Origin of the sequence: Chamaesiphon polymorphus CCALA 037, from assembly GCF_003003845.1 — a bacterium.
Lineage (GTDB): Bacteria > Cyanobacteriota > Cyanobacteriia > Cyanobacteriales > Chamaesiphonaceae > Chamaesiphon > Chamaesiphon polymorphus.
Genome location: NZ_PVWO01000064.1, coordinates 1 through 17,754, shown reverse-complemented (window position 1 = coordinate 17,754; position 17,754 = coordinate 1). Strand labels below are relative to the sequence as shown.

The following is a 17,754-nucleotide window of genomic DNA, read 5'->3' as shown; positions in this document are numbered from 1 at the left end:
CCTTCAGCCCTCACCCCGCCAGATCCTGCGGCTCCGGCTCCCCTCTCCCAAGCTTGGGAGAGGGGTTGGGGGTGAGGGCTGATTTTGGATTAGAACTGGTTTAGTCTTTCTTGTAAGATTTCTTTTTGTTTTTCGGCTTCGGCTAACATATCCTTAGTTTGTTGGACTACTTCTGGCGTAGCACGTTCGATAAATTTGGCATTATTTAACCGACCGCGAATCGATTCGATTTCTTTGTCGATTTTATCGATTTTCTTCTGAATTTTGGCTTTGAAAGCTTCGAGATCGACAACGCCAGTTAACGGTAAAATAATTTGCACCGTTGCATAAACACTGGCAATCGATCTGGTTGGTTCTTCTGCCAATTTATCGACGATCGTGAGGTTCTCAATTTGCGCTAAATCGCACAGATAAGTTTTGCCGCGCTCTAATATTTCTCGCTCGGCTGCGCTATCGCTTTGCAAAATAATTGAGACTTTAATCGCGCGTTTGAGATCGGCTTCCGCACGGAGGTTACGGATAGTACGAGTAGCACCGATGAGTAGATCGAATTCTCGATCGAGTTCGGGATTAATTAAGCTAGCATCGCTAGTAGGATATGGCTGGATCGAGATATCATTTCGATCGTCACTCTCACTTAGGGTTTGCCAAATTTCTGCCGTGACGTGTGGCATAAATGGATGCAGTAATTTGAGAATGCCATCGAGAACGAAGGCTAAAGTTTGGAGTACGACTAATTTACTATTTGGATCGGCATCTTCTTGTAACCGCGATTTGACTAGCTCGATATACCAGTCGCAGAAGTCACCCCAGAAGAATTCATACAAACCTTTAGCAGCTTCACCCAATCCATATCTATCGATATAATCGCGGGTTTGCTCGACGGTTTGATGGAAGCGCGAGAGAATCCATTTATCGGCTACTTCTAGAGATTCGATCGCGGGAGTTGTTAAATTATCTCGATCGATCTTAAACTCCGCACTCTCGAAGTTTAGCATTACAAATCGCGCTGCATTCCAGATTTTATTAGTGAAATTGCGACTGGCTTCGACCGATTCCGATTCGTCAGTTTTGCGGTTGTATTGAATCCGAATATCTTGTCCCGCACCGACAACTTCGCGCACTAAAGTATAACGGAGCGCGTCGGTACCGTATTTATCGATCAGTAATAATGGATCGATACCATTATTCGCTGACTTCGACTGCTTCTTACCATTTTCGTCTAGAACTAAGCCGTGAATGTAGACATCTTTAAATGGCATTTTACCCGTAAAATATCCCGCCATCATCGTCATTCTGGCAACCCAGAAAAAGATAATGTCATAGCCAGTTACCAAAGTAGAAGTAGGATAATAAGCCTCTAAATCCACCGTATTTCCCGGCCAACCTAAAGTAGAGAATGGCCACAATCCAGCCGAAAACCAAGTATCTAATACGTCAGGATCGCGGACTAATTTTACATCTATACCGAACTGTTCGATCGCCTGCGCTTTTGCTTCCTCTTCATTTTTAGCAACGAAGAAAGGCGTATTATCGGTTATCTCATCCCCAGACTCGCTCACAGCATACCAAGCCGGAATCTGATGTCCCCACCATAATTGCCGCGAGATGCACCAATCTTGCAATTTGACCAACCAATCGCGATATACTTTTCCCCAGCGTTGTGGGACGAATTCGGGCGAATTCTGGTTATCTAAATGCTCCAGGCAATTATCCGCCATCGGGCGAATTTTGACAAACCATTGAGTCGATAATAATGGCTCGATTGGAACTTTTCCGCGTTCGCTATAAGGTACCGTATGTTTATAAGCTTCAATCTTAACTAGATTGCCCAGTTCTTCTAATTTCGCAACAACATTTCGCCGCGCAGCGAACCGTTCTTGACCGTTAAATTCGCCAGCATTCTCATTGAGAGTGCCGTCTTTGTTCATGATATTAATTAAGGGCAAATTGTGGCGTTTGCCCATAGCAAAGTCATTGGGATCGTGCGCAGGAGTTACCTTGACACAACCCGTTCCAAATTCAGCCTCGACAAAATCATCGCCGACAATCGGAATTTCGCGCCCCACAATTGGCAACTTCAGCGTTTTACCAATCAGATGTTTGTATCTTTCATCCTTGGGATTAACCGCCACCGCCGTATCACCCAGCATAGTTTCTGGACGCGTAGTGGCAACTTCAATATATCCCGAACTATCGCTCAAAGGATAACAGAAATACCACAAATTACCATTAGTTTCTTTATTCTCAACTTCCAAATCTGACACCGCCGACTGCGAAGCTGGACACCAATTGACTAAATACTGTCCCCGATAAATTAACCCATCTTTGTGCAGCCTGACAAATGCCTCTAATACCGCTGCCGATAACCCCTCATCCAGGGTAAACCGTTCCCGCGTCCAATCTGCCGAGACACCCATCCGCTTGAGCTGATTGACAATCCTCCCACCTGACTCTGCCTTCCATTCCCAGGCGCGCTCTAAAAACTTTTCGCGTCCGACATCATAGCGCGTCTTACCCTCAGCTTTGAGCTGCTTCTCTAAGATCGTCTGTACCGCAATACTCGCATGATCCGTACCAGGTAGAAACAGGGTATTGTCCCCACACATCCGATGGTACCGAATCAGTGCATCGATCAGCGATTGTTCAAACGCGTGTCCCAAGTGCAAACTTCCCGTCACGTTTGGCGGCGGAATGACTATACAGAATGGTTTCCCACCTTTTGCCGGATCGACTTTATAGGTTTGGTTGGTTTCCCAAATCTGTTGCCATTTGGCTTCTGTTGTCTTTGTGTCGTACTGGGGGGGTAGATTAGCTGTCATGGGATGATGATGCGTCGATTTGCCACTATCTACGATTGTGCCACAGTCGGGATGTTGGTGCGGATTTTAGTTGATGCAATTATGTCTGATATGACATAATTAAGCATGGGAAATCCTTTCAGGGATTATTTAATGGAATCTATAAAGAGACAAAGAATAGAAGCTGCGGGTGGTAAAGTTGTTACTATTGCTGAATTTTTAGATCTTTCACCAGAAGAGATGGAGATAATTGAAATTCGATTAGCTTTAAGTAAGTCACTGAAGAAATTTAGACAACAAGAGCAACTGTCTCAACGAAAGTTAGCTGAGAATATTAACTCTAGTCAATCGCGGGTGGCTAAAATGGAAGCTAACGATCCTTCAGTATCGATCGATCTATTAATTAAATCGTTATTATCACTTGGAGCTACTCGTGAAGATATTGCAGCAGCGATATCTAGAAAGTAATCTTTTAAAGATCGATCGTCGCTCGTTTCTTCGGTTACGATCGACTCGATGTAAACTCGCTATTTTGTCGCATTGAGAACTTACGACGATAGCTGTATTGTCCGTAAACATTCACTAGGTAAGGCATCAAGTAAGTAATCGCGACAGAAATCCATCGTTCGCTAGTCATTTCGCCCCGTAATACTGCTAGACCATGATTGATAATAAACAGTAGCGATCCAACTACCAAAGCTGTTTTTAATCCTGTAGACATAAATTCAGGATCGATTAGACTCGCTAGATATCTTTTGAGCATGGTGGCTGATTGGATATTAATACTTTATAATTTAACAAACAAAAGCAGTTTGCAACTGTTCATCATGGACAAATTTACTGTAACTTGATGTGTTGTCTGACGTTAACTATAAATCGGTTAAAACAAATTTAATTGAACGGGCGAATCATCGCTAAATCGAGGCGGTAATGGTGCCAACGAAATACCCGATCGAGTAAATATCTCATGTAAATAACGTGCATTAATTGGCGATCGAGCCTCGATCGGACAATGCACGAACATGTATACTTGAGTATCTCGCTCCAACCATGTTTGAATTTGATGCGTCCATCCTTCTAGCCAGATATGATTGGCCGATCGCACGGGATGAGAAACGTATCGAATTAGTGTAAAAGGTGCTGTCAGATCGAGCGCGAGCGGGACGCGCGGTTTCTTGCATTCAACGATCGATTCTCCGCTTTTAGCTGCCTCATAAATCGGGCGAGAATCGAGAATAACTCGTCCGACACCCAATCTAGTTAATAACTCCGTTAACCGCTCTGCATGGGGCGAATCGAACCAATCTAGATGGCGAACTTCTAGGGCGATCGCTACATCTCGACGCGGTAGCTCAGAGAGAAAGTTACTTAAATCTGAAAACCCGTTGCTAGGTGAATAATTCGGCGGTAATTGAATAAACATCACCCCCAACCTGTCACCCAATTCCTGCATTTGAGTAATAAATGCTTGCGCTTGCGGGAGGTAAGGTGCGAGCGATCCATTATGAGTAATTGCGCGGGGAAATTTGAGACAAAATTTGAATCCAGCCGGAGTTTGCGCGATCCAGCGATCGATTGTGGCGCGATCGGGTGTAGCATAAAAGGTCGTATTACCCTCTACTGCGGAAAAATGATGGCTATAGACGCGCAAAAATTCCTTGGAGGGCGTTTTGGGTGGATAAACCTCTCCTACCCAACCAGGATAAGACCACACAGCACAACCGATCGATATGGTCATAAAATAAGTCCAATTAATGGAATTAGTTCTATTAGCACTATAGAATATTTACCCCATTAGCCAATTCAATAGTTAAGGGGTAAATTGCGATCGATTTGTGGTGAAATTCGATCGCAATGCGGATTCAATAGAAGATGATCTCCCGATCTCTAATAAGTTATTTCGCTCTAGCAATTACCGTCCGATGGCGAGGGGTATTGGGGGTAATCGTGGGAGCCTCAAAACCTGCATCGATGAGGGCTTGCGATATGTCTAGCGTAAAATAGCGATCGAGATACGGTTCGGTACTTTTGAGCAGCGTCAAGATATATGGTGCCATCTGCGAATAGATTTCCGATTCGGGATTCATATCCATAATCGCAATATGTCCGCCTGGTTTGAGCAGACGTTTGGCTTCTTGAAAGATCTGGCGCGTGGCGGTTTGGGGCAGTTCGTGACAGATTAAAAATAGCGATACCAGATCGTAGCTCTGTGCGGGTAAGCCAGTAGCTTCGCCAGCCGCATGAACCCAGTTGATTTGTTGTGCTTGCTGTTGTTGGGCGCGATAATTGGCGATCGAGAGGAAATATGGCGATAGATCTACACCAGTTAAATGCGCCTGGGGATAGACTTCCTGCATCGCAAACGTACTCATCCCGACGCTGCAACCGATATCGAGAATTCGTTCGGGTGGTGTTGCCAGAGCTTGAGTAACTAGATCGTGATAACTTTGGCGTAGTTGCGCGTCGCCAGTTTTGCCCGTTTCGGCAAAGATTTTGGCATGAACGGAATAGGCGGCGACTTCTACCTCCATCGCGGCATCCCAACTCATATTCCCGCGATCGTAAGCATGAAAAGATGTTAAATAATATTCGGGATATTTAAGAGCGGGGTTGGTAATCTGAGCTAAATCTGCTTCCCACTGCGGCGAAAATGCCTCAGAACCGCCACGCGATCGCAAAAACTTTACTTCATCCCGCCAAGCTACCCCGATCGCCTCAGCCCGTTTAATAATCAAGTTCCGCGCGCGATCTTTGGCAAATTTGGCCAGGGGTTTGATGCCGAGTAAGCTATTGACTAATTGGCTCACCAGGCGATCTGTAGGTGCGATCGTCGTTGTCATAAAAGTTAGATTTAAATATTTTTTGGCTGTAGTCCTCTATTTTATAACTACTGAGCGGTTAAGTCGATCGAGAGTGCTCCAGCATTTATGACTAGCGGCTCGATTGATTAGAAGGGGTAATGAGTAATGAGTAATGAGTAATGTAATGGGTAATGAGTAATGAGGGACGGATTGGCTGGTTGGCGGAGTGGCATGACGATCGCTCTCCAGTTTTTCTAGGGCATAATCACAGATATAGCCCTACTCAGCTCACCCGAAAGTGCTGTAATCCAAAATCGTCAATCCAAAATCCAAGTGACTGAATTCGTGCAAATTGGGAATATTTCAGTATCGCAAGCAGAGCTATTACCGCTGCTGAAAAGATACCAACTGTTACCAAGGCTGGTACGCGAACTAACGATCGATCGGGCTATTGCCGATATTGAATGTAGTGATGACGAGCGAATCGCCGCGCTCAAACAACTTTACGATCGCGAGGGTTTGACATCGGAAGAACGATTAGGGGAATGGCTCGCGCTCTATCATTTGGAACGTCAACAATTGACAGAAATTGCCGAGCGTAATTTCAAAATCGAGAAATTAAAACAACAAACTTGGGGCAATAAAACCGAATCTTATTTCCTCAAGCGTAAAGCACAGTTAGATAAAGCAATTTATTCATTAATTCGGACGAGCGATCTGGGTATCGCGCAAGAAATCTATTTTCGATCGATCGATGGCGAACAAACATTTGCCGAACTCGCGCGTCAATATTCGCAAGGTGCCGAAGCGCAAACTGGCGGCTTAATCGGCCCTGTAGAGCTGAGTTCGCCGCATCCAGTTATCGCCGATCTGATCTCTACTCAACCAATTGGCAAAGTTTGTCCGCCAGTGTTATTAGAACAATGGTATGTCATCATTCGTCCCGAACGACTCATCCCCGCGCAATTAGACGAACCCATGCGCCAACGTCTAATCGATGAATTATTTCAGACTTGGCTGCAAGCACAAATGGGTAATGGGTAATGGGTAATGGGTGCGTGGACATTTGCGTTCATACTCACTATCCACTATCCACTATTCCCTCCCTAAATCACAGACAATCGATCGATAATCTGATAGCATTTTGCCAAACTGGGGTGTCATCGATCGAGTGAGCCAATTCTTACGCCAACTAGTCTAAATGAATTCTCCTCAAGCTAAGATCCGCGATTTTTATGCAAATCTGCTGCCATTTGCCCAGTTATCGACAGCCGAATTAGCAACTTTAACCGAGCGATCTGAATTTATTCGCTATCGGATGGGGCAAACAGTGCTGATGCGAGAGCAAATGCCCGATCGGATTATTATTGTCTATTCAGGTCAAATTCGGCTAATCGCTTACAATCCGATCGATCGACTGCCAACGACGCTGCAACTGTTGGAAAAAGGGGAAATATTAGGTTGGACTGGAGTCTTGCGACAGCACGCTTGCGAGACGGCGATTGCTTCGACAGAGGCGGTGTGTGTTCGGGTTCCAGTTGCGTATTTTCGCCAACTAGTCGACCGAACGCCACAATTAGAAGCATTATTCTACTACAGTACTCCCGCGATCGAAGTTTACGACCCGATCGCCCAATATCTTCAGACTTGCCCAGATCCCGATCTGTTAATGCGATCGTTTGGTGCTAAAGATTTGCGCGAATTCGTACTAAAACTTGCAGCTAGAGCCACAATTCGCAATCTCGCACCAGGTAAATTGCGAATTGCCGATCTCGATCCCGATCGCAGTTGGTTCGTCAGTAGCGGCGACATTAATGGTTATCCTGTGGGGAGTTGTCTCGATCTTCAAACCGCAGCACCTAATTCAATTTTAGAGATTAGAAAGCCAAATTTAGCCCGATTGGTAGGCGTTCCTCGGCTGGAAGTTATGGCGACGGCGGACGATCCCGATCTGGAAATTACTGACGATCCGAGTGAATTTTCACCCACTGCTTTGGGCATTCCCTACGCGCCAGATCGACCTGTAGCTGGCGATCTAGTCGAAGACGATCCCCCGCACGACAGACGCACTAACTACCCGATCTTCAAGGGCAGAGGGGCATTAGGCGGGACGATCGCTTGCTTGAAGATGCTGTGTAAGTATTTGCAAGTCCCGTTTCGACCGGATGTTGTCGATCGATTGCTAAAAAATCAGCTCGCCAATAATGCTGGTGTGCCGCTGCAACTAGCTGGCGCGATCGCCGAACTGCTCGGCATCAACGCACAGATGGTCAAAATCCCCGCCACCGCCATCCACAAGCTCCAAGCACCCTTGCTGATTCCTTGGGAAGATAGTTTTGCGATCGTCTATAAAATTACCCCACAGGAGCTGACGCTGGCCATCCCCACCACTGGCATTCGCCGATTGAAACCTGCTACTTTTGCCGAACTTTGGGGCAATGACGGCGAGGTATTGTTACTCCAACGCAGTAGTAATTTACCGCAAACCAAATTTGGGCTACGTTGGTTTATTCCTGCCATTCAAAAGCATAGGCAAGTATTAATCGAAGTTTTAATTGCGTCCTTATTCGTCCAACTATTCGGGCTGGCGAATCCATTATTGACACAGTTAATTATCGATAAAGTTATCGGTGGTAATAGTGTCAGTACGCTCAATACTTTTGGTACATTACTAATCGTCCTGGCGATCGTTGAAGCTATTTTGACAACACTGCGAACGAACTTATTTGTCGATACCACCAACCGGATCGATCTGACATTAGGCGCGCAAATTATCGATCGATTATTTCGATTGCCACTCAAATATTTTGAAAAGCGTCCCGTCGGCGAACTCGCCACCCGCATTAACAAACTCGAAAATATTCGCCAATTTCTCACCGGAACCGCCCTCACCGTCGTCCTCGATGCGATCTTTTCGGTCGTATATATCGGCGTGATGTTGGCTTATAGTTGGTTGCTGACAATTATCGCTCTAGCCACATTACCCGCTTTTATCCTCCTTACTTGGATTGTCTCCCCGATCGTGCGCGGCCAACTGCGTACCAAAGCCGAACGCAATGCCGAATCCCAATCCTATCTAGTCGAAGTCATCGGCGGCATTCAAACTATCAAAGCCCAGAATATCGAATTGCGATCGCGTTGGCAATGGCAAACTAAATACGCGCGCTACGTTAGTGCAGGATTTAAAACCGCGCTGACATCGAATACCGCCAGTTCGATTAGTGGTTTTCTCAATAAACTATCTGGCTTACTGCTACTGTGGGTGGGCACCTATCTAGTACTAGACAAACACCTAACTTTAGGCGAATTAATTGCCTTCCGCATTATTGCTGGTTATACCACTCAACCCTTGCTTCGACTCGTGCAATTGTGGCAAAATTTTCAGGAAACAGCCCTGTCGATCGAACGGTTGAGCGATATTCTAGATGCCCAACCAGAAGTAGACACAGATAATATCAATAATATCACCATGCCCCTAATTCAGGGACATGTCAAAATCGAAAATCTCACCTTTAGCTTTCCTGGTAGTAATGTCAATCAACTATTTAATCTAAATGCTGAATTTACAGCAGGACAGTTCGTCGGAATAGTCGGTTTGAGCGGTTCGGGTAAAAGTACTTTAATGAAACTCATTCCCCGCCTCTACGAGCTTAATTCCGGTCGAATTATTATCGATAAATATGATATTAGCAAAACCGAACTCTATTCCTACCGCCAACAAATTGGGATGGTGTTACAGGACACGCTCTTATTTAGCGGCACCGTCCAAGAAAATATCGCGATCGCCAATCCCGATGCTACATCTGAAGATGTCATCGCCGCCGCCCAGGTTGCCGCCGCCCATGATTTCATTATGGAGCTACCCAGTGGGTACAATACTAAAGTGGGAGAGCGCGGAGCAGCTCTTTCGGGCGGACAACGCCAACGCATTGCGATCGCCCGGACGGTGTTACAGAAACCGCGTATGTTAATCTTAGATGAGGCTACAAGTGCCCTCGACTACGACAGCGAACGCCAAGTTTGTCTGAACTTAGCCCAAACATTTCGACACCAGACTGTCTTTTTTGTGACCCACCGCTTAAACTCGATTAAAACTGCGGACATCATCTTGATGATGGACAAAGGATCGATCGTCGAACGCGGCACTCATCAAGAATTGATGGCCTTAAAAGGTCGATATTACTGCCTCTACCAGCAACAAGAAACTCAAACATAGGCTTTAGGCTTTAGGCTTTAGGCTTTAGGGGGAAAGAAGATTAAGAATTCTCTAACGAGCCTTAACCAAAACTTAAAGCAAAGTTGTTATCTTTTAACTCTATCTATTACTAACTAAAATTCAAGTAGCTAGCCTGAAACCGATATGGTGGGCAGTGCCCACCCTACTTGATAATGAGATAAAGATAAATTTAGTCTCATTGCCCTCGATCGATTATTAATTAAAATCTAAAATGAAATGATTATCCCTCTACTCGATCGATTCCAACTAAAATCTAGAATGGATTGAGTAGACTTCCACGCCATCGATTCCAACTGAAATCTAGAGCAGAGTGCATGTCTTTTTTGTTTCCGCATCCACCATTCAACCCTTATGCAGGGGAGTTTGAGAGGCGGCATCCTGCCCCTCAACGGGGGGTCTGGGGGGAGCCTCCCCCAGATCCGGGTTCTGCATCCACTAGAACAACCCCCAGCCCACAAGTAGATATGGTCAGCCCCTACACTCAGCACTGATATCTTCTCTACAATAAATACACCCTAATCGCCAACAACTTAACATCTTCATTAAACACTCTCCCCACCATGAATACTCCCGACCCACAATTTAACTCCCGACCCAGCGACATCGTTAGATCCAACAGCCCCAGCGACCTCAGCAAAGTCGCCAAACGCAAAATCGAACCCGAACCCGGCGGCGGACTCAGCAAAGCCGAACGCGCCCAAATGGAAACCTACCAATCTGGCGGCATCGAACAGTCGGTTGTCTTCCAACAATCCCGCACCTGGTCGCGGGGCATCGTCTGGACGATCCTCGGTATCACCACTGGATTAGTCGCTTGGGCTTGCGTCGCACCCCTCGAAGAAACCGTCAGCGTCCAAGGTAAACTCGAACCCACAGATAAAGTTAAAGACGTCCAAGTCCCTGTCGGTGGCGTCGTCAAAGAAGTAGCCGTTAAAGAAGGCGACAAAGTTACCGCCGGACAAAAATTATTGAGCCTAGAATCGAGCGTCCCTAAAACCACCCTCGCCTCCCTCCAAAAGAATCTCGAATCGCTGACAGCCGAGAGCCGCTTCTATCAAAGCTTGCTCCGTCAAGGCGTCAGTAACGTCAGCACCCAAGATCTCGCCAAACTCAACGTTCGTCCCGAAATCCTCGCCCTCACCAAAAGCCGCAGCTCCATCGTCGCCGAAAATCAACTCTACCGCTCCGAACTCAATGGTACAGATCTCGCCAATCTTGACTCCGAACAACGCCAACGACTCCAATCTAGCCGCGCCGAACTAGCTTCGCGCCTCAATTCCGGTCAACTAGAAGTCGGTCAATTCGACAATCAAATGCGCGAAAATCGCGGCAAACGAGCAGGCTTGAGCGAACTGCTCGTCGATAGTCAAGCAGTCATCGCCAATATCAACGCCAAAACTGATGCCAGAAAATCGCAAATCGCCGCACAAATGGCCGAAAATCGCACTCAATTTCAAGCCGCTCAAAGTTTGACCAGCAGCAACCAAGCAATTCTCGAAAACTTAAAACCAGCCGGAGCCGCTGGCGCACTGTCGCGGAACCAAGTGCTCAGGCAAGAACAAGAAGTTACATCACGTCAAAGCGAAGTCGCACAACTTGAAGATCGCTATCGCAAACTTCAACAAGACGAGCAAGAATTAGTTGCTACCGCTCGCCTAGAAATCCAAAATCAACAACAACAAATTAAAAAAAATCAGCAAGAGATCGCGCAACTCGATCGAGAATACAGTCGCTTAACTATGGCGACCAATCAAAGTCGCGAAAAACTCAAAAATAGTGCAGCCACATCCAAGAAAGAATTACTTACCAAAATTGCGAATAACGATAGACAAATTGCTGAAATTGATGGTCAACTAAATAAAACGATCGTCGAGATCGATCGCAAAATTGCCGATATTAATACCCAAATCAGTCAAGCTAAAGTGAATCTTAAGTATCAAGATATCGTCGCCCCCGTTAGCGGTACGATCTTTGAACTCAAGGCTGGCACGCCCGGATTTGTCGCCACTACTAGCGAACCAGTGCTCAAAATCGTCCCCGATACCACCTTAAATGCCAAGGTATTTATCAGTAACAAAGATATCGGCTTTGTTAAAAAAGGAATGCCCGTCGATGTGCGGCTCGATACCTTCAACTTTAGCGAGTTTGGCGACGTTAAAGGTAAAATTATCGCGATCGGTTCTGATGCACTCCCCGCAGATCAAGCCCATCCCTACGAACGTTTTCCAGCTACCATTCAGCTCGAACGGCAAAGTATGAAAATTAAGGGCAAAGAAACTGCACTTCAATCTGGTTTATCTCTTAATGCCAATATTAAGCTCCGCAATCGCACGGTAATGAGCATCTTTACCGATATGGTTCTCAAACAAGAAGACGCCCTCAAAACAGTTCGGTAATTAATTAATAATTGAGAATTGGGTTGTTAGTTGTAGGGTGTGTTACTCCGTAGAATAACGCACCAAAATTAGTGTTGGTGCGTTACGCTGGCGCGATAACACACCCTACGATCTTCAATGATAAGTAATTATCAATTACCAATTAGATTCGATCGTGACAATAACACCGTGGATGTTAAAAATTGAAACCGAACGTCTGATTCTACGGCCTCAAATAGTCGATGATTATCAATCTTGGTATGCTAGTCATGCCGAAAGATTGCCCGCACAATCGCCATATGATGAAGGACAAATTAGTTTAGACAATTGCGATGCCGATTGGTTTGCCGAATTGTGTCAACGCCATCAACAACAAGCCGCGATCGATTATGCCTATATTTTTGCAATCTTCTCCAAACAAACCGATCGACATCTCGGCTATGTCGATATTTCCACCATTCAACGTGAAGAGAAACAATGGGCTAATTTAGGTTACAGTATTCACAACCAATATTGGCGACAAGGTTTTGGCAAAGAAGCGACTAAAGCTGCTGTTATTGCTGGATTCGAGTATCTGGGGTATCATCGCATCGAAGCAGCAATTAACCTTGACAATCACCAATCGATCGCGCTAGCTCAAAGTGTTGGCTTACAGCAAGAATGCGTCAGAAGAGGCTTTTATTATGAAAACGATCGCTGGGTAGACCATTTAATTTATGTAGCTCTCCCGTCCGATTTTGGATTGAATGAGCGATCGCCTGCGATCGTTAGTTAGAAACTCTCTCCATAATAATTCGAGTTTGAGCTTGAATATTGGGTTGAGAGTTCACAATGACATGATTTTCTACATTGCTACTGAGTAAAAAGTGGACTGTAGAAAACAAATTTATAGCTTTTAATGCTTAAATACCTTAAAATATCAGGGTATCTACTGAGGTTGAGGTACATTTTTTACTGCTATATTCGTGGAAATTACCTGAAACATACAGCATAAAGTTTATTCAGGTAAGTGTATCCTTTGCAGTTAGGCGATTCCTGATGATTTTTATTATTCCATTTATTCTTGGTGCTGCTGCTTTGATTACTGCTGGTGTTGGGGTCGCCGCCGGAGCAGATGGCGTTGCCAAAATGGATGAAGCGAAGAAGATTGGCAAAGCGGCTCAAAAAAGGTACGAACAGAAGCAGAAATCGGTCGAACGCACATTCCAAGTGACTCAGAAATGGGCTGAAGAATACGGTCAGCTTCAAATTGAAGTTAAAATCGAAACTATTGGACGTTTTGCGGCTTTTATAGAACGAATCGGGCAACAGACTTCACAGAGAGATATGGAGTTTTTGGAGGGATTAGAAGGAGTTTCTCCTCAACAAATCCAAGAATATAAAGCATCCGTATTAGAAGCACAGAATTTTGTCAAAGGTGGTTTTCAAGCCTTGGGAGCTGCTTCTGCGGCAGGTCAAGGTACAGTAGCACTCGTGGGGCTTTTTGGTACAGCCAGCACGGGAACAGCGATTGGAGGACTTAGCGGTGCGGCGGCTTGGAATGCTACCCTGGCATGGCTTGGGGGTGGTTCTCTAGCTACAGGCGGTGGTGGTGGGATGGCATTGGGATCTATCGTTCTCGGTGGAATTGCAATTGCACCAGCGTTAATGGTTGGTGGTTTTGTTTTAGGAGGACAAGGGGAAAAGGCTTTAACTAAGGCTCATCGTTACTCAGCAGAAGCAAATACCGAAATTGCCAAAATTGACGCTGTTGAGGATCTTCTCGAACAAGTACAAAATCGGATTAGAGAGCTAAAGGATCTTGTAAAGACCTTAAATGCCAAGGCGATAGATGGGTTGGTAGAGCTTGAGTCACAACCTTTTGTAAGCGAGCGAGATGCAGCTAAGTTTCAACAAGTTGCACTTTTAATTAAAGCATTAGCTGAAATTCTAAAAGTTCCAGTTTTAAATGCTAACGGCAATCTAAATCAGGATACAGCAACGTTAACGGCAAAGTACCGCACTATTTAAAGACAAGTATGACGAATATTAAGCCTTCGCTCGATTTTATGCGCGGTATTGAAGGATTCATTAGTCCCGCGCACTGCTTGAACGAAGTTGTTCGAGCTTGGACTGAATACTCGACAATTAGAGAACAGGAAAAAACTAAACGTAGTGAAATTGAGGCTTGGGAAAAGATCGATCTTGCCGAGATCGAGGCAAAGCGCAATTTCTTAATTGGTTATCTCGATCGTTCGTTTGATGAACGAGCTACAAAGTTTGAGTCACTTTTTCAAACAGTGGATCGAGCGATATCATCCAATGATAATCAGCAGCTTTGCTTAACACTACAAGCAATTGTCGAACTGGCTAAATCTAGTCCGTTCAAAGATCTTGCCGATCTTGCTACAGTAAAAGCAGCACTTGACGATCCAGACCATGTTTGGGAATTATAGCCTTACAGGTGTCAGTTAGGATATTTGTAGTTTTTGCTCGCATAACATCTTGCAGAGAAGGCTAACTTGGTAACATTAGCGACGATTTCAATCGTCGCTAATGTCACTAACCCAACCGCTGTTTCAACTCATTAGCCAAATCGTCGATCGAAACCTCCACTTGTTCGCCGTCGATCATATTCTTCAATTGACACCGCTTATTTGCTGCTTCTTCTTCGCCAATTACTACGCAAAAAGTTATCCCTTGTTTATCTGCGAAGGCAAATTGTTTTTTAAGCGGACGCTTATCGAAAGCCGTGACGACTTTTAGACCTGCTTGGCGCAGTTGTTGAGAAACTTGCAGATAGACGGGCATCAAATCTTCTTGCAGATTTAAGACCATTACTTGAGTGGGAGTTGCTGCTAATGGTTGTAAAATGTTCGCTTTAAGCAACCGATAAATCAGCCGCGTTAGACCGATCGAGATGCCGACTCCCGGCATACTTTCGCCGATAAATGTGCCGACTAATTCTTCGTATCTGCCGCCAGAACAAATACTGCCCAGGGCTTCGTGTCCGATCAGGGTTGTTTCATAAACCGTGCCTGTATAGTAATCCAGTCCACGCGCGATCGACAGATCGATGCAATAGCAATTTTCAGGTACGCCGAGATTTCGCACGCCATTAATGACGGTAGTTAATTCGGCGATGCCCAATTTAAATCGATCGGCATCGGGTAATTTAGTGGCAAATTCATCGAGCGCGCCGAGGACTCGATCGACATTACCTTGAATATTGATAAAGTCGATTACTTGTTGCGATTGCGCTGGGGATAAACCTTGAGCAGCCAAACCAGCTAACACCTTATCGACGCCGACTTTTTCGAGCGTATCGATAATATTAATGCAAGCTTTAATCCGATCGGGCGTCACACCCAAAGAACTAAAGAAACCAGTCAAAACCTTGCGATTATTAATCCGAATCAGAAAATCGCCAATCTGAATCTGACTGAAAATCTCGGCGATAATTGCAGGCATCTGAGCATCATACAGCAGGCTCAATTCCTTGCGTCCCACCACATCAATATCGCATTGCCGAAATTGTCGATAGCGACCATCTTTGGCTCTTTCGCCGCGAAATACGGAGTCCATTTGATACCTAGCAAAGGGAAACTGTAAATCGTTTGCGTGACGGGCGATATAAGCCGCCAAAGGCACCGTTTGGTCGAATTTGAGCGCGCGCGCCTCCGAACCAGTATCGCCCCGTCCGGCCTCATCTCGCTCGCTTTGGCGCGTAGGTGGGAGCAGCGGCTGCAAACCGTAAATGATATTGTCGCCCTGATTTCCCTTTGCTTGGAGGACTTCTAGCCGCTCTACAGCCGGAGTTTCGATCGGCGTAAAACCATAACTCTCATACACCCGTCGAATCGTATCCATCAAGTGTTGTTCGAGTCGCTTTTCTCCAGGTAAAAATTCTGGAAAGCCGCTGGGAGTAGAAAAGTTAATTTTCATGGGAGTTCAGAGCTAAAATTCGATCGAGAAGCAAAGATTATTCAGTATATATTATCCCCGAAACTCCCTAGCTGCTGGCTCGCCACTCCCTATTCCCATCTGATGATAAAGTGGACGTAAAGGATGAGCAACCAAGTCTAGGGAGAATTTAGCGTAGGTGAAAATTTTAGTAGTTGGGAATGGTGGTCGAGAACACGCGATCGTCTGGGCATTGTTGCAATCTCCTCAAGTTACCCAAGTCCTCTGTGTGCCTGGTAATGGTGGTACTGCGACAATGGATCGCTGTCAAAATCTCTCGTTTAGAATCGATGATTTTGCCGGAATCGCCCGCTTTGCAGAAGTAAATGGCGTTTCATTGGTAGTTATCGGCCCAGAATTTCCGCTATCGATCGGGATTGTAGACTACTTAAACAATCGGAATATACCTGTATTTGGCCCCACTCGTGCGGGTGCCCAAATTGAGTCTAGCAAAACTTGGGCAAAAGCTCTGATGGAAGATGCAGGCATTCCGACGCCCAAATCGGCAACTTTTACCGATCTGACTACCGCACGAGCGTATATAGAACAGCAAGGCGCGCCGATTGTCGTCAAAGCCGATGGCTTGGCGGGGGGCAAAGGCGTGATCGTTGCTGAAACTTTAGCCGAAGCTTTGACCGCAGTTGAGTTATTATTCGCTCAAAATTATGGCAGGTTGCTGATTGAAGAATACATTACCGGACAAGAAGTCTCGGTCATTGCCCTCACCGATGGTAAAACAGTTCGTGCCCTTCTCCCCGCCCAAGATCACAAACGCATTGGCGACGGCGATACGGGAGCCAACACGGGCGGCATGGGTGCTTACGCGCCAGCTCCGCTAGCAACGCCAGCTCTCATGAAACGAGTTCAGAATGAAGTTTTAGAACCAACTTTGGCCGCTCTCAAGCGCAAAGGCATCGACTATCGCGGGGTACTTTATGCTGGGTTGATGATTGCGCCCAATGGCGAACCCAAGGTACTAGAATTTAACTGTCGATTTGGCGATCCAGAGACGCAGGCGATTTTACCGTTATTGGCAACGCCACTAGTAGACTTATTATTAGCTTGCACCGAACAGCGACTAGCGGCTTTACCGCCGATCGAATGGAAGCCAGCCGTATCGACTTGTGTGACAATCGCCGCCCAAGGCTATCCCGGTAATTACGATCGCGGTAAGGTCATTAGTGGCATCGATATGGCGACAAATGAGGGGACATTAGTTTTTCATGCTGGTACCCAACTCAAGCAAAATCGCGTCGTCACCGATGGCGGACGCGTCTTGAGCGTCACCAGTATCGCACCCGATTTTGCCAGCTCGATCGATCGCGCCTATCAAGGCGTTAAAGCGATTAATTTCGAGGGCATGTATTATCGTCAGGATATCGCTCAAAGAGCGTTAAGTTAGAGGGTAGAGGGTAGAGGGTAGAGGGTAGAGGGTAGAGGGTAGGGAGATTTTGGATTTTGCGGATGCAACCACGCGGAGAGTGGAGGAGCATGTGTTGCACCAAGAAGGATTGCGGATTGAGATATTGCCATCCATTACCAATTACTCATTACTCATTACTCATTACTCATTACCCATTACTCATCCACCCATCCAC

The 17,754-nt window shown here is 45.8% G+C and carries 13 protein-coding genes; 8 read left to right on the top strand and 5 right to left on the bottom strand.

Features of this window, described 5'->3' with window-relative positions; genetic code table 11:
* Nucleotides 1-89: 89 nt before the first annotated feature.
* The gene (locus C7B77_RS07400) at nt 90-2,822 is read right to left on the bottom strand and encodes a valine--tRNA ligase (protein WP_106302216.1); all 2,733 of its coding nucleotides are present in this window, start codon (nt 2,820-2,822) and stop codon (nt 90-92) included.
* Between the two features lie 105 nt (nt 2,823-2,927).
* Here C7B77_RS07400 and C7B77_RS07395 point away from each other — a divergent pair, with 105 nt between their 5' ends.
* Entirely contained in the window at nt 2,928-3,269 is a 342-nt protein-coding gene (locus C7B77_RS07395) for a helix-turn-helix domain-containing protein (RefSeq protein WP_245894103.1), read from the top strand.
* A 34-nt stretch (nt 3,270-3,303) separates the two neighbouring features.
* On the opposite strand, the gene nrtS is transcribed toward C7B77_RS07395, so the two are convergent.
* The 3 genes from nrtS to C7B77_RS07380 form a co-directional block, all read right to left on the bottom strand.
* On the bottom strand, nt 3,304-3,522 hold the full coding sequence (nrtS, locus tag C7B77_RS07390; protein ID WP_245894102.1) for a nitrate/nitrite transporter NrtS: 219 nt from the start codon (nt 3,520-3,522) through the stop codon (nt 3,304-3,306).
* Nucleotides 3,523-3,681: 159 nt separating this feature from the next.
* Nucleotides 3,682-4,539, bottom strand: a complete 858-nt coding sequence (locus C7B77_RS07385) for a DUF72 domain-containing protein (RefSeq protein ID WP_106302206.1) — start codon at nt 4,537-4,539, stop codon at nt 3,682-3,684.
* Nucleotides 4,540-4,696: 157 nt separating this feature from the next.
* Complete coding sequence (locus C7B77_RS07380; RefSeq protein ID WP_106302203.1) at nt 4,697-5,641, bottom strand: class I SAM-dependent methyltransferase; 945 nt, start codon at nt 5,639-5,641, stop codon at nt 4,697-4,699.
* A gap of 294 nt (nt 5,642-5,935) precedes the next feature.
* On the opposite strand from C7B77_RS07380, the gene C7B77_RS07375 reads away from it, so the two are divergent.
* From C7B77_RS07375 to C7B77_RS07350, 6 genes are all read left to right on the top strand, one after another.
* Entirely contained in the window at nt 5,936-6,646 is a 711-nt protein-coding gene (locus C7B77_RS07375) for a peptidylprolyl isomerase (protein WP_106302200.1), read from the top strand.
* A gap of 157 nt (nt 6,647-6,803) precedes the next feature.
* Nucleotides 6,804-9,818 (top strand): peptidase domain-containing ABC transporter, encoded by a 3,015-nt coding sequence (locus tag C7B77_RS07370; protein ID WP_106302197.1) that lies wholly within the window; start codon nt 6,804-6,806, stop codon nt 9,816-9,818.
* A 581-nt stretch (nt 9,819-10,399) separates the two neighbouring features.
* Nucleotides 10,400-12,235 (top strand): beta-barrel domain-containing protein, encoded by a 1,836-nt coding sequence (locus tag C7B77_RS07365; protein ID WP_106302193.1) that lies wholly within the window; start codon nt 10,400-10,402, stop codon nt 12,233-12,235.
* 172 nt (nt 12,236-12,407) lie between these two features.
* Nucleotides 12,408-12,989, top strand: a complete 582-nt coding sequence (locus C7B77_RS07360) for a GNAT family N-acetyltransferase (RefSeq protein WP_106302190.1) — start codon at nt 12,408-12,410, stop codon at nt 12,987-12,989.
* Nucleotides 12,990-13,252: 263 nt separating this feature from the next.
* Nucleotides 13,253-14,224, top strand: coding sequence for a hypothetical protein (locus C7B77_RS07355; protein WP_106302187.1), 972 nt, complete (start codon nt 13,253-13,255; stop codon nt 14,222-14,224).
* 8 nt (nt 14,225-14,232) lie between these two features.
* A complete protein-coding gene (locus C7B77_RS07350; protein WP_181243744.1) occupies nt 14,233-14,649 on the top strand; it encodes a hypothetical protein in 417 nt (138 codons plus the stop codon).
* A gap of 106 nt (nt 14,650-14,755) precedes the next feature.
* Here C7B77_RS07350 and hisS read toward each other — a convergent pair whose 3' ends face one another.
* Nucleotides 14,756-16,138, bottom strand: coding sequence for a histidine--tRNA ligase (hisS, locus tag C7B77_RS07345; RefSeq protein ID WP_106302184.1), 1,383 nt, complete (start codon nt 16,136-16,138; stop codon nt 14,756-14,758).
* A 157-nt stretch (nt 16,139-16,295) separates the two neighbouring features.
* Here hisS and purD point away from each other — a divergent pair, with 157 nt between their 5' ends.
* Complete coding sequence (gene purD / locus C7B77_RS07340; RefSeq protein WP_106302181.1) at nt 16,296-17,558, top strand: phosphoribosylamine--glycine ligase; 1,263 nt, start codon at nt 16,296-16,298, stop codon at nt 17,556-17,558.
* Nucleotides 17,559-17,754 lie beyond the last annotated feature (196 nt).